The sequence below is a fragment of the Peribacillus aracenensis genome (assembly GCF_025175645.1).
Taxonomy (GTDB): Bacteria; Bacillota; Bacilli; order Bacillales; family DSM-1321; genus Peribacillus; species Peribacillus aracenensis.
In genome coordinates this window covers 1-13,303 of record NZ_JANZMJ010000046.1, presented here as the reverse complement: position 1 = coordinate 13,303, position 13,303 = coordinate 1, and the positions used below count along the sequence as shown (strand labels likewise).

The following is a 13,303-nucleotide window of genomic DNA, read 5'->3' as shown; positions in this document are numbered from 1 at the left end:
TCTTGCTCTTGAGACAGAAAAGGAGTCTTTCCCGGTGCGTATTCCCGGGAAGCCCCGTCCTGGTTACACTTCTTGGCATACTCGGAAATTGTCAATTGAAGATATTATAAATATTTAACCATTTTAAATGCATCCACTTCTTTATCCATTCTTTTAGGAGCAGTATGGACAGAAAAAGGTCGTTGTTAAATCCAGTCTTACAATACTTAGGTAGCCCTTTCAATCACTTTTATGAAGGATAATACATGCCGGAAAGTGATCCGCAAAATATCTTTATGACAAAGGCAATATTTCGCTAGTAGGAACAGATAGATGAATCGAAATAAAATATCTTTAATAATTGGGAGGGAATTTATGAGTAAAGTCCGGACAATGGAAGAGCTTCCTTTAAGTGGCTTCCATTTTAAAATGTTTGCCTACGCCAGTGGGAGTACATTCATTGATGGGTATATTATCGGAATTATTGCGGTAGCACTTTCTGCCATGCAGTCCCAATTCGATATGTCTTTAACCATGATGGGGTTGATTGGGATGGCAACTCTTGCGGGTATGTTTGCTGGCGGAGTAATAGGGGGCTATCTAACAGACCTTATTGGCCGGAAGAAAATGTTTCTCATCGATATGCTTATCATGGCTATTGTGTCAATCCTTCAGTTTTTTATCAACGACCCCATTCAGTTAGTCATTTTACGATTTATTTTAGGTGTTGCAATCGGGGCAGATTACCCAATTGCAGGAGCCTTGATGGCCGAATTTTCTCCGAAAAAAAGTCGTGGTTCCTTGCTTGGAGGGCTTAATGGACTCTGGTATGTCGGTTACGCCATATCCTATTTGGTCGGTTTCTTATTGCTGTCCGTAGGTGACACGAGCTGGAGATGGATGCTTTTAAGCAGTGCTGTTCCAGTAATCCTCATGCTTATCGCACGTTTAAATATGCCAGAATCCCCTCTTTGGCTGGCTAGCAAAGGAAGACAAAAAGAAGCGAACGCTATTGTTCGGAAAATATTCGGGGATCATGTCATCATGTCAAATGAACCAGAGACCAAGGAGAAAACCACCTTTCTCGAAATGTTTCGAAATGGTTATGGAAAATGGATATTTTTCGTGTCTGCTTTCTGGTCGCTTCAAGTTATTCCAACCTTTGGAATAGGAACCTATATCCCTGAGATCCTTGCACAATTTGGTTTTGCTAATGGGACGAGGGAATATCTGGGATCGGCAGTCATTAATATCGTCTATCTTGTCGGCTTGCTTCCTGCCCTTTATTTAATCGAAAAGTTCGGAAGAAGACCTACACTTATTGTTCCGTTTTTAGTATCTTCCATCTCTTTATTCGTACTGGGAGCAACCTCTGGAATGAATACATCGTTTGTTTTTATCCTGGTTCTCTTCATAATATATGGAACGTTCAATACTGCGATGGGAGCTCATGATTGGATCTATCCGAACGAGCTTTTTCCAACCCATATGCGGGGTACAGCAATGGGCTTTATCACAGGAGTAACACGTATCGCCTCTGCCATTGGTACGTTTTTCTTCCCGTTCATTTTGGAGAATTATGGATTGGCAGCTACGTTGTATATTTGTGGGGCTTTGTTTTTTATTGGATTTTTAGTTTCTCTCTTCATGGCTCCGGAAACAAAGAATATGAGTTTAACGCAAACCAGCTCCATCAACAAAGCCGGAAACAAAAGACAAGACAGCTTCGCATCGAAAAAATACATTAATTAGAAAAGGGAGAACTTCCTAGAACAGCAGAAACAAGAGTTAATTAAAATTATTGTCTTGCAGGAAAAGTGTTGGTAGGGGGTGAAACCGAGGGGGAAATGGCAAAAACCAATGAGATGTTGAGTTTCTGGAGAGGGTTTGACCTGGCTAGTGGCAAAGTGACTGGCCGGCATCATTCCCTTTATGGGGAAAGATTTACATATGGAATTTTAGCCATGCCTTTAGATTTATTAAAACCACTAGTCATCTTCCGCCTAGACGGATAGGTGGCTGTATATTTGACGTTCTATTTATGGGGCGGAACTCCAGAAGATTCAAATGTTGTCTTGCTTCAAGCGGATGTATTACACTAAATGGGAGTTCAATATTTTGATGACTTAAATTAGCGTACAACTGAATAGGAGGTGAATGATATGAAAAAATTGTCGGGCCTGAAAGTTTACTTCATTACAATTGCTGGTGCGGTATGTTGGGGACTTATTGGTTTATTTATTGCTCCGTTGTATGCTCGCGGCTTCACGGCTTGGGATGTGGTTGCCATTAGGGGTATCTTTACCTTTGTTATCTTAATTCTAATTATGGCAGTTTTTTATCGTGATCAGCTACGTACCAGATTAAAAGATCATATTTTTTTCGCTGGTGCGGGAATCTTTAGTATCGCCTTATTTAATTTTTTTTACTTTGAAGTTTTTTCCCAATCGAGTTTATCCCTTGCTGTAACACTTTTATATACAGGTCCCTTGTTTGTAACCATCCTATCTCGGCTCTTTTTTAAAGAGCCTTTGACGATTCGTAAAGGCTGGGCACTTGTACTTGCTATTACAGGTTGTGCATTTGTCGTAGGTCTAGTGCCATTTGGACAAGAAAGTATACCTATGAATACCTTGTTAATGGGGATTTTATCTGGATTTTGTTATGCGTTGTACAGTATGTTCAGTAAACCTGTAACGAAACGGTATTCTGCATTGACCATTACCACGTACACATTTTTTTATACGAGCATTTTCATGTTATTGACAAGTGACATAATAAGAAAGACTGATCAATTTCAATATGCGGATGTTTGGATGTCAGCGGTGTTGTTAGCGTTAGTATCAACGGTTGCAGCTTTTGTTTTGTACACTTCAGGACTAAAGTATTTAGAAGCCAGCAAGGCTTCCATTTTAGCAACGATAGAACCCATCGTTGCAGTAGTAACTGGAGTGCTTTTTCTTGGGGAGCATCTGCGGGGATGGCAGGTGTTAGGGATCGCATTGGTTTTGTACTCAGCAATCCTTGTCGCAGGGGGACGGTCTAAGGTTAAGAAAGCTTTTGTATACAATGATGGACTGGAACGATGATTCTTTGTACATAAAGCGTATTTAAACCCTCCATTTCTTACTTATTATTTAATTAGGCAGCCTCGAAGGCATGAACCCGGTAATGCACCGGGATCATGCCTTTTAATTTCTCTTTGATTCGCCTGTGATTGTAGTAATGAATATGATCTTCTGATTCTTTGAAATGCACCATGCTGTCGAACTTCTGTAAATAAAAGTAATGCAGATTTAGTAAGCCAAAGAAGTTTTCCATAGTATCTAAACCATTTCCTTTTGGGGGCGCATTTTGAGTAAGAACCTATAAGATATCATTTGGTAATCCCATCCTTGATCTGAATGAAGAATGGGGGAATCTTTCAACTCCGGCCGCTAAAGGCATGAAGCATTTTGGAGTTAAGGATAAAAAAACAAACACCTTTGGCTATTATATTAGACTAATAACCAAATGCCTCCTCCCAAAATCCCGTAAGAACCCCTATAATTTTCCCATATACAGATCCAGTCCCCCGACTGCCCTAACCTATAAAAAATAGGCTGATCAGGCGAACTGATTAACCTTATAATACGAACCGGCGCCATTCAGGGTGTCCTTTTTGAATCCGGCCATTTTCTTGAATATAAGATATAATGGACCCAAGGTGAATCAATTTTGACGGACATATTGAGGTGAAAGGGGATTTTAATGAGCTTATATAATCAAACAACAACGATTAATAAAATTGTTGATATTAAAGATTCTTTACCAAAAAAACAAAGACAGTTATGCGATTATATACTAAAAAATCATCAGTCAATAGGATTGATAACAATTAAAGAGCTTGCCAATAATGCCAATGTTGGAATTTCAACCGTGGTGCGTACGATAGAAGCCTTAGGATATGAACATTTTAATGATTTACGAAAGGATATCTATGATGAATCGGTGCCTTCCGTCTCAAAATGGACATTGAAGAAGTCTTTTACAGAAATAAAAAAAGAAGGAGGGAAGGTTCCGACTTTAGTGCAAGTTTGGAAAGAATCAGTCAATTTATTAGACAAATCATTGGATTCTACTTTAATGGAAAATTTCGAAAATGCAGTTGATTGCTTAGAAAAATCAAGTTATATCAATGTTTTGGGTACTCGACCGTATAAAGCAACTGCATTATATTTCGAACTGTTGCTTGGGGAATTCTATCCTAAGATAAGGCAGCTCGGACATGATACGGAAGTGATTTATGACAGGATCTTGCAATTTGAAAAGGACGAAACTTTAGTGGTTTTTGCATTCGAACCCTACACTAATCGTATTATCGAAGCAGTTAAGCTGACCTATGAACTAGGCAATAAAATTATATTGATAACAGATCATATCTCATGTCCAATTATTTCATATGCGTCTGTCACGTTGAAAGTAGAGGTTAGTGAAGAACAATTTTCAGTAATACCTATTATTGCATTGATAGATGCATTGGTAATTGAAATTGGTAAACGGTCATCAGAAGAATCGATTAAAAAGTTGAAAAGACTTGAAAAAACACTTATAGAAAAGAATATAACGTTTACTTATTAAAGCTAGAAAAACAATTATTTTATTCAATGTAATATGGGGTACAAGATAAATTTTAACTGGCAGCTGTCATCTATCGAACATCAATAGGCGGCTATTTGAATGCCATTAATTAATCTATTGAGGATGAAAAGATCATGATAGCCAGTCTTATGAAGTCTTGGACAATATGTTAGTGTCTTTAAATACAGTTTTAGTTTTGTTTCATTTCGTTCTTGATGGAATCAATACAGAAGATCATGAGCGGATTTTTGAACGTTTTTACCGGGCCGATAAAGCTAGGACGCGGCAAGCCGGTGGGCTTCGACTCGCGCCTTGCAAAGTGAATTGTGGAGAGCCACCAGGGAGCTATTCTAGTTTCCAGTGAAATAGGTAAGGGAAGTATGTTTATTATTAGAATCCCCATAAAAGATAAATAGTAACAGAGCTTGAATCATTTAAAGTTATAGAGCATTTCGCTGTAATGTGGAATGCTTTTTATTTTGTCTGAAATTAAAGAACTATTATATAAACAATAACAATGCTGCGGTAGCCTTTTTCTAATTGAATTGACTGGGCACGTTAGAATAAAAAAATTTCAATCGAAGCTCAATTAAAAACCTTTCTACACATGAGTAGAAAGGTTGGTTAAACAATCCTCAATCCTTTCTCTCATCTTCCAAAGCACATTGCTTTGCAGGAATTGGCACCATTTCAGTTAATTAACTGATGGTTGCCGGGCTTCACAGGGCACAGTCCCTCCACCTCTCTTGATAAGAGTCAAACATTATATTCAATTAACCACATTATTTTAAATTCAGCGTGAATGTGGTGAGGCAAAGTTCAGTAGTTTATTTTTCGAAAGGAATGTATACATTGGATTTCTTATTTGTAATTTTATTTTTCATTTTTGGAGATAGTTTTATATGGACATTAATAAAAGCTATCGTAGAGGAAGTATCCCCGCATCTTACTGCAATCCTTTTTCTTGTATGCATCATTAGCCATAATCGTTATTCACTTAATAATTGAAAAAGGCTTGATGCTCGTGGAAATAAAAAGGGAATTGATGCCCGATTTTCAATAACTCAAGAGAAATATGACGAAAAGGATTATCCTATAATTTATAGAAAGCTACATCCAAAAACAATAGCTGTGTAACCTTATAGTTTTTCCATTTAATTTTCTTTCGTTAATCGACTCATTCGGAATGGAGTAATGATGAGAACGATAATAAGAACAATTCCCATATAGCCAAAGATTGGATAGAGAGAGGAAACAAGTTTAGTGAAGCCAAAGAAGCTTGCTATAAATCCTATCAACAGTGATGAAATAACGATTACTTTAAATTTTGTGGTCTGCGGATTTGAAAAGCGTGTTCCAAATGAGTAGAACATGCTGACTGCCGTATTGAAAATCATAGCGAACAGAACGAGAGAGTACAGAATACCTAAGAGAGGTGAAAAACTGTTTGCGATTCCCAGCATTGGCATATCTAAGTCCGATACAGTATGAATATGTGAGAAAATAGTAAGGTGACTAATCAAAACAAGTAGACCTAAAGCAAGCCCTCCTATAAGTCCTCCAATGGATGCTATCCTTTCATCAGGTTCATTTCCACCCATAACAAGTGTCATGGAAGCCCCCATTGCAATGGTTATTGAAATATAGTTTATTACAGATATAAGCCAATGTCCCGCAGCTGAATTTTGTTCCATTGCATGTGGTTCAAGTGACGTAAACGATGAATTCATTGTAAACATACTATAAATAAATAGAAAGAGTACGACAAGAATCAGAAATGGTGTGACGGATGCAATTACCTTAATCACACGGTCAACTTTCAGCATAACTGTTATCAAAACAAGAACAGTCATAAGAATGGTGCCTATATAGGAAGGTAATCCGAATTGCTGATCAAAGATCGAGCCTGACCCCGCAATCATGACAATTCCTATACCAATTAGGATGGCGTTCAGAACATAATCAATGATACCGCCGAGAAAGCGACCACAAATCTTATAAATTGCTTCCTGATGCGAATCTGTTTGTGTACGACTGCCAAGCTTCATCAAAATCATTCCAAGGTATCCAAAAATAGCGACTGAAATGATAGCTCCAATTGTGCCCAATTTCCCGAAGCTTACAAAATAAAACATGGTTTCTTGTCCTGAGGCGAACCCTGCTCCGATAAGAATTCCGATAAAAGCACTAGCGATCTTAAGGATTCTCTTCATGTTGTCCTCCGTTTTTCTTACGTTTTTATTTATTCTAACTATTTGATAGGATTATCATTTTATAACCATATCTTTTGATACATATATTTTACTAAGGAGGATCCATGGTGATAGTTAACTTGGACACCTCCTCTTATGGTACTGAAGTGCCACAATACTCTCGGGGAATAGTCGATTTCCTGTACGCTACTGCCATCTCTTCATTCAGCTCTTTCGAACGTTTCGCTGCATGATGAATCGCCTGTGAAATGGCTCTGCCGCCATTATTTTTCCGTAAAGCCTCAAGTCCGGATGCTGTCGTTCCATTTGGTGAAGTGACTTTTTCTCTGAGACTTGCCGGTGCCTCGTCGTTCACCATAATCATCTTGGCTGCCCCTAAAATCGTTTGGGCGACAATCTCACGGACCATCGCTTCATCCATGCCCTTTTTAACGCCGGCATATTCCATATGCTCCATTAAATAATAGAAGTAAGCAGGTCCGCTTCCTGCAATTCCTGTAAAAATATCCATTTGCTCTTCTTCAATTAAGAACACTTTTCCCAAACAGCCAAACAGTTCCTTCACTGCTATCACATTGTCCATCGCTGTATGTCTTCCCGGACATAACGCAGTTGCCGACTCCCGGATCATGCTCGACGTATTTGGCATCAACCGCACAACTTGCTGTCCAAGCTGTAGATGACTTTCCATGAATTCAGTGGAAATGCCCGCTAAAACAGAAATCACAACTTGATCCACTTTTATTTTATCTTTCAATGCATCGAGAGCATCTGCTGCTCCCTGGGGCTTCATTGCCAAAATAAAGAAATCAACTTCTTCATATGGCAATGCATCCTGATGGACCGCCTGAACGCCATACACGTGATTCATTTCCTTGAGTCGTAATTGATTGCGGCGATTTGTCACATAAATTCTCTCTGCTGGTATGCTCCCCATCTGCACAATTCCTGAAATCATCGACTCTGCCATCGAACCGGCTCCTAAAAATGCAACAGTTTTATCTCTCAACATTATGCCCTCCTAAAAGTTCAATGTTCGTAATTCTGTTCGTATTTTTCAACCTTTTTATCGTAACATGCTGAGATTCAGATTCAAGGGAAGAGGGGACATTCACAAGGAAAAGGCCGAGATAGTGAAGGGAAGCGTTATCATTTGGTGCTTACATGCCAGTCAGGTCATATAATCAGGGATAATCGGCTGTAATCGGAGTATTTGCGGATTTTTTAGGAAGATAAACGAAATAAAACAATTCATGTCGTTACAGGTTTTGTCCGTATTTTTTGTCAGTAAAATGCCTTCTTAATAATCGCTCTCCCATTGTATCTAAGACTTGACCTTAATTTATTGAGGGGAGGCACATGAAGAAGAATATACAACCTTATTAGTGCAAGGTGTTGATGAGGACGGGGTATCTTCCGAGTCAACTTCAAAGGTCATTACAGACATTAATGAAATACAAGCTTTTGTAGAAAAATTGAACAAATTGGAAGTTGTGCAACTTCCTAATAAGGAGTTATTGGAGAAGAGTAAAGAATTAAATAAAAAAGGGAATTACTTTTTTATAGGCTGTTTTCGCATAATTTGTTGCTATTTACCAAGTAAAGCGGTGTGGTTGATTTCCCCTCCAGATGCTGCTCCCGCAGGAGTCTCGCACTTGCGCTCCAATCAACCTTAAATCGTTAAAGGGTCAGGATAGTTCAAGAGCACATAAGGAGTTGTTCAACAATTGGGCCAGATTGCGAGGGAAGAATTGCTGACTTTACAAAAGGTAAATTAGTTAAGGGTAAATGGTGGTGAAATGAAAGGAAGGCGCTTTTGAGTGGAACTATTATTTGGAATTTAATGCATAAGATTGGAACAAAGGCCCATTTCAAACGTAAGTAATGTAAAAGACTTAAGGTTGGGAGGCATAAGTATGAAGCAGCTTTATATAAAGCAGAAGGTGTTCAGTCTTAGCGGGAAATTTACAGTAAAGGATCAGCAGGAGAAGGATATATATTACGTGGAGGGAAGTTTTATGCAAGTTCCAAAGACTTTCTCCATTATGAATACAGCAAGAGATGAAGTAGCACTCATTACGAAAAAGGTGTTCAGCTTTTTACCAAAGTTTTTGGTTGAGGTGAATGGTCGAGAGGTATTAACAATAAAGAAGGAATTTTCCTTCTTTAAAGCACGATATACAATTGATGCGGCAGGCATTGAAGTACATGGTAATTGGTGGGATATGGATTTTCAAGTTTTACAGCATGGTAAAATCGTAGGTAAAGTGGGCAAGGAGTGGTTCACTTGGGGCGATAGCTACAAGGTTCAAATAATAGATGAAGAGATGGAAACCATTATTATTGCACTCGTTGTTGCAATTGATTGTGTGAAGGCTGATCAAGCAGCTGCTTCCTCAGCATCGTCGATTTAAAGTAGAAGTGTAAAATTATATAACAAATGCTTTAGTGTTTAATAAGGGCGATGTTACTACAAGTATTGGTTATCAATATTATACAAGATACTACACAATAATTTATTATTCTCCTTGAACTAACAGGTGCGTTAGCTGAAGAACGGAGCTGTCTTTAAGGCAGCTCTTTTTTATGGAACTAAAGGGGCAGGTTAGTTCTAGAAGCGTAACTTATTCGAACCTTGATTATGACTATTTTTGTATCAAGTTGTTTAATTTACAATAAAGTTGTTTAAAAAATAATAAAGTTGTTTAAAGAATGCGAGTCATTCTTTAAACAATCGGCCAGATTGTGGAGTAAATAAACAAGTGCGCTTTAAGTTTTCTGAAAATTATGGGAGGATATAGAAACTGTGAACATTGTTTTATTATAATTGAATTGCTCCTATAATAAAAAAGAGCGCGCGCTGAATTTAATTTGAAGGAGCAAAGAAATGATTGCAAATCAGCAATTAGTTATAAACAATCTTGAAGAAAAAATAAGAATATTCACTCATGCGGTTAATGGAAAGCTTATCAAAGAAGAAGATTTCGTTTTGGCGAATACAGAAATACCCACTGATACATTCAATGTACTTTTGCCGAAATCTTCACATATAAAAAATGCATTTAATATTAGAAGTAGCATCGAAAATATGTCTCTTAAAGAATATCCCTTTAGTACATGGATTGACTCCCGGTATTTGAACGCTGGCTGGCAAGACCTGATGCAAGAATACAATCTAAAAGAAGCAGAACGTAATGTAATGATGAAACTTGAAAATACTCTTAATGTTGGTCAAAGAAAGTCCCATCAGCTTATGATTACTCATGTGAGAAATTTTGAAGAACTTAAGGAATATAAAGAGGTTTTTATGAGCCTATTTGAAGGTACACCAGAAAAAGATGCGTTAGAAAATTATTTTAATAAGTTTTCTGAAGTAAATTTGGGTTCAGAAATTCAAATGTTTATTGGACGCGTCGGTGAATTAACTGTATCTACTGCTTTACTAATAGATAGCAAAGAAAGTTATGGTATTTATGATGTTATGACAAAAGAAACATCTAGAGGTAAAGGATATGGCAGTGAAATGTTTCAATACCTTCTTACTCAAACAAAAGATAAACAAAAACCCGTTGTCTTACAAGCATCAGAGGATGGGAAAAATATCTATAAGCGCTTTGGGTTTATAGATGTCGGAGAAATGGTTGTATTTGAATAAGGAGTTTTCTTATGAAGTAAAAGGGCGATACATATTAATATGTATCGCCCTTTGAACAAGGTCAATTCAATATAATAGAGGATGGACTTATGTTGAAACTGTTTCTGATGATATATACGAAAAAATTGATGTATTTAAAATGAAGTGTAATTGATTTTATGAATGATACTTCTTTATCCTTTAACAAACTACATTGTGAAGGAATGTACTTAAACTAACGGGTGCGTTAGCTGAAGATCGGAGCTGTCTTTAAGGCAGCTCTTTCTTTATGGAACTATCGGGGCAGATTGCTGAATAATGACTTTAAGAGAATAGGATAAAAAATCGTTTATAGCTGATTAAGGACTCGATTATAATAGAGATGAAAATGAAGCTTAGAAATAATAAGGTGGTTAAAACAATTGAAATGGGAAAATGTAGCGTTTGGTAGTTCAATTTTTATTGTACTAACTTTCCTTCCTCCGTATCTTGATATAATTGGTATTTCTTTTTGGCTTAAAGCAGTATGTATAATTGCTGTACTTTTTAGTGTTCTTTTTATTGTATCTAAAATCAAACTCCTTCAGAGATCGGTAACAAAAAAAGTAGGCTGGTTGAGTTTGATTTCTGTTTTTATTTTAGTAGTCATTTTTGATATTTTAAACAATTAATGAGGTACGTTTAATAAATTTATTTTAGGTCGATTTCCTACTTGGAAATCGGCTTTTTTAATAGGTAATATTTCCTTAGCGTTATAAATCCGCATTTTCCTGACGCTACCCCTAAAAGGGCAGAATAATTTCCTTGATTAAATGGGGTGAAGAAATGTATGGAAATTAAGAATTCCTCTTTTTTTGTTTGTTATGGGTGTTACATCTGGTCCCCACAAAGAGAGGTTCTAAATGAATAGAACCTCTCTCGAATAATATTTTCACTTCAATTCTTCTGCAAGTTTAAGAGCTTCTTCATTCGTTTGATTTGTAACTAACGCCATGTAAATTCCGTCCTTTTCAAACTTTACAACATTCATTTTTTCATCTGCAGCATTTTTAAAATGGCCTATTTCGTATGCAACATCATCTACCACAACTTTAGAAAAGTCCTCGTCATCTACATCATTAACACTGATAGGATTATCATTTTGTTGGGTTAGAATGATAGTATCTTTCTTTGCACTATCGAAGTGACTGACAACGACATCCTTGCCTAATGGTTCAACTTGTCCGTCAAAATCGTCTCCTATAGCCTCAGATAAGCTCTCTGCCTTTTCTGTAAATTCAGTCGGGATATCTTCGTCAGAATAAGTTTCAAAACTTGCTGCCTCATCCAAATAAGCAAGAGATGATGCGCTGCCGCCAACGTCTAAAACAACGTTTGCTTCGTTATTACAATTGATTGATGGCGTTGCCCAGCCAGATTTTGTTGTTACATCATAGTGAGCGTTCTTGTTTTTTGGACCTAAAGGCATCGTACGATTCCAGGAATACTTGAATGTGCCACTTTTTAGTTCAACACCAGAGTATTTATGATCTAACTTATTGTATTTTGTATTCTCGTAGTTTCCTGTCAATGCGACACCACCAGTCATTCTACCTTTAAGATTGGAAAGTTTAAAGGAGGAAGTATTCCATCTGAAATTCTTGGTATCCCATTTTCCAAAATTAACAATGTGCTCGAGGTCGTATGTCACTTTGCCACATGCTGTGAAATAAAGACCAGACCTAATTTTTTGTAATTTAGAGAAAGTACCTGATTAACCACTTTTACCAAGCTTATAAACATAATTATTTTTCTGTCCTCCTGCATACGCTTCCGTACTTAGTAGCGAAGAAAACAACATCACTGCTAAACACGAGAATAGTAGCCTTTTCAAGACCTTCATTCCTTACATCCCCAATCAATTGTTTTTGTGATTATCAATTTTGATAATCACAAAAACAACATTAACGCAAAACGACAAATAAAAGTTAAGGTATTGTAAATAAGTAAAATGTTTACATTTTATTATCTTTATCCACTCGTTTTTCTACAGCGCCCCAAGAAAAATAAATCAACAGAGTTGTTGCCAATATTATGAACCCAGCTTGTGAGAGATACATGAAGTCCCATTCTTTAATTTCTTTCTCTTTCTGACCATTATAATTTTGTATTACATAGTTTGATGTTTCATAGTCCATAAAAACGTAACAAATAATTCCCCCTATTATTACTCCACCTAATAATGATAATAAGAACTTTTTCAAAGTTGTGTCCTCCTGCCAATTAAGATGTAAACCGTCCTATACATACTTTTCCGCATTATATGGAGTTCTATCAAAAGGGTTTGAATACCTTCAAGCCTATTTCAAGTATTTCGGTCATACAGACCGTTTAATAGTTTGGTGCTTATATTAAGTAAAACGCTAACACTTGTTATACGGCTTACTTAGGGCCTTAAATCACCACCTTATAGTAAGTTCTTCGACTTAAATACGCTTAAAAAAAGGAAAATGAAATGAATGGAGAAAAAGAAACACCTGAAAGAAGAAGAGAAAGACTTAGACAAGAAGAACTAAAAAGAAATCCGGGGGGGAGCATTCATGGTGGTGGTCTTTCGGATTTAGTAGGTAGCTTGGGATGGAAGGGTACCGGAATCCTAATCATAGTAATTATAATTGACGCAATATTCTTAAAATAATAGATAGTTTACTTCAATAACAGGAGTTGTTGTGGCAGCCTTTTTCTTATGGCACTAAAGGGGCAGCATTCCTGTTAGAAGGATGTTCGAGGTCTTGAAAGAAAAAGAGCCCTCTTGTATGATGCATGAGTGTCAACGACCATTGACCCAGCATCAAACAAGGAGGACTACTCTATGCAG

General features: G+C 37.1%; 12 protein-coding genes, 1 pseudogene and 1 riboswitch. Of the genes and pseudogenes, 8 read left to right on the top strand and 5 right to left on the bottom strand.

Annotated elements, in window-relative coordinates:
* Positions 1-354: 354 nt before the first annotated feature.
* The 3 genes from N0M92_RS27030 (at position 355) to N0M92_RS27020 (ending at position 3,068) form a co-directional block, all read left to right on the top strand.
* Complete coding sequence (locus N0M92_RS27030) at positions 355-1,731, top strand: MFS transporter (protein ID WP_260288707.1); 1,377 nt, start codon at positions 355-357, stop codon at positions 1,729-1,731.
* Positions 1,732-1,826: 95 nt separating this feature from the next.
* On the top strand, positions 1,827-1,994 hold the full coding sequence (locus tag N0M92_RS27025) for a 3-isopropylmalate dehydratase small subunit (protein ID WP_260288706.1): 168 nt from the start codon (positions 1,827-1,829) through the stop codon (positions 1,992-1,994).
* Between the two features lie 147 nt (positions 1,995-2,141).
* The gene (locus N0M92_RS27020; protein ID WP_260288705.1) at positions 2,142-3,068 is read left to right on the top strand and encodes a DMT family transporter; all 927 of its coding nucleotides are present in this window, start codon (positions 2,142-2,144) and stop codon (positions 3,066-3,068) included.
* 52 nt (positions 3,069-3,120) lie between these two features.
* Here the strand turns inward: N0M92_RS27020 and N0M92_RS27015 are convergent.
* Positions 3,121-3,404 (bottom strand): annotated as a pseudogene (locus tag N0M92_RS27015) (IS3 family transposase); the annotation flags it as partial.
* Between the two features lie 325 nt (positions 3,405-3,729).
* Between N0M92_RS27015 and N0M92_RS27010 the strand changes: the two are divergent.
* The gene (locus N0M92_RS27010) at positions 3,730-4,599 is read left to right on the top strand and encodes a MurR/RpiR family transcriptional regulator (RefSeq protein WP_260288704.1); all 870 of its coding nucleotides are present in this window, start codon (positions 3,730-3,732) and stop codon (positions 4,597-4,599) included.
* A 645-nt stretch (positions 4,600-5,244) separates the two neighbouring features.
* A riboswitch (SAM riboswitch) is annotated at positions 5,245-5,355 on the bottom strand.
* 398 nt (positions 5,356-5,753) lie between these two features.
* Here the strand turns inward: N0M92_RS27010 and N0M92_RS27000 are convergent.
* Together N0M92_RS27000 and proC are read right to left on the bottom strand one after the other, a co-directional pair.
* The gene (locus tag N0M92_RS27000; RefSeq protein WP_260288703.1) at positions 5,754-6,812 is read right to left on the bottom strand and encodes a YkvI family membrane protein; all 1,059 of its coding nucleotides are present in this window, start codon (positions 6,810-6,812) and stop codon (positions 5,754-5,756) included.
* A 133-nt stretch (positions 6,813-6,945) separates the two neighbouring features.
* Positions 6,946-7,824: a pyrroline-5-carboxylate reductase gene (proC, locus tag N0M92_RS26995; protein ID WP_260288702.1), complete on the bottom strand. Its 879-nt coding sequence runs from the start codon at positions 7,822-7,824 to the stop codon at positions 6,946-6,948.
* A 904-nt stretch (positions 7,825-8,728) separates the two neighbouring features.
* Here proC and N0M92_RS26990 point away from each other — a divergent pair.
* The 3 genes from N0M92_RS26990 (at position 8,729) to N0M92_RS26980 (ending at position 11,117) form a co-directional block, all read left to right on the top strand.
* The gene (locus N0M92_RS26990; RefSeq protein WP_260288701.1) at positions 8,729-9,226 is read left to right on the top strand and encodes an LURP-one-related/scramblase family protein; all 498 of its coding nucleotides are present in this window, start codon (positions 8,729-8,731) and stop codon (positions 9,224-9,226) included.
* Positions 9,227-9,699: 473 nt separating this feature from the next.
* Entirely contained in the window at positions 9,700-10,467 is a 768-nt protein-coding gene (locus N0M92_RS26985; protein ID WP_260288700.1) for a GNAT family N-acetyltransferase, read from the top strand.
* A 401-nt stretch (positions 10,468-10,868) separates the two neighbouring features.
* Positions 10,869-11,117 carry a hypothetical protein gene (locus N0M92_RS26980; RefSeq protein ID WP_260288699.1) on the top strand — a complete coding sequence of 83 codons (249 nt, stop codon included), beginning with the start codon at positions 10,869-10,871 and terminating at the stop codon, positions 11,115-11,117.
* A 260-nt stretch (positions 11,118-11,377) separates the two neighbouring features.
* Here the strand turns inward: N0M92_RS26980 and N0M92_RS26975 are convergent, their stop codons facing one another.
* On the bottom strand, positions 11,378-12,016 hold the full coding sequence (locus N0M92_RS26975) for a DUF4367 domain-containing protein (RefSeq protein WP_260288698.1): 639 nt from the start codon (positions 12,014-12,016) through the stop codon (positions 11,378-11,380).
* Positions 12,017-12,440: 424 nt separating this feature from the next.
* Positions 12,441-12,689, bottom strand: coding sequence for a hypothetical protein (locus N0M92_RS26970; RefSeq protein ID WP_201182465.1), 249 nt, complete (start codon positions 12,687-12,689; stop codon positions 12,441-12,443).
* 251 nt (positions 12,690-12,940) lie between these two features.
* Between N0M92_RS26970 and N0M92_RS26965 the strand changes: the two genes are divergently transcribed.
* Positions 12,941-13,123: a DUF6366 family protein gene (locus N0M92_RS26965; RefSeq protein ID WP_260288697.1), complete on the top strand. Its 183-nt coding sequence runs from the start codon at positions 12,941-12,943 to the stop codon at positions 13,121-13,123.
* The last annotated feature ends 180 nt before the right edge of the window (positions 13,124-13,303 follow it).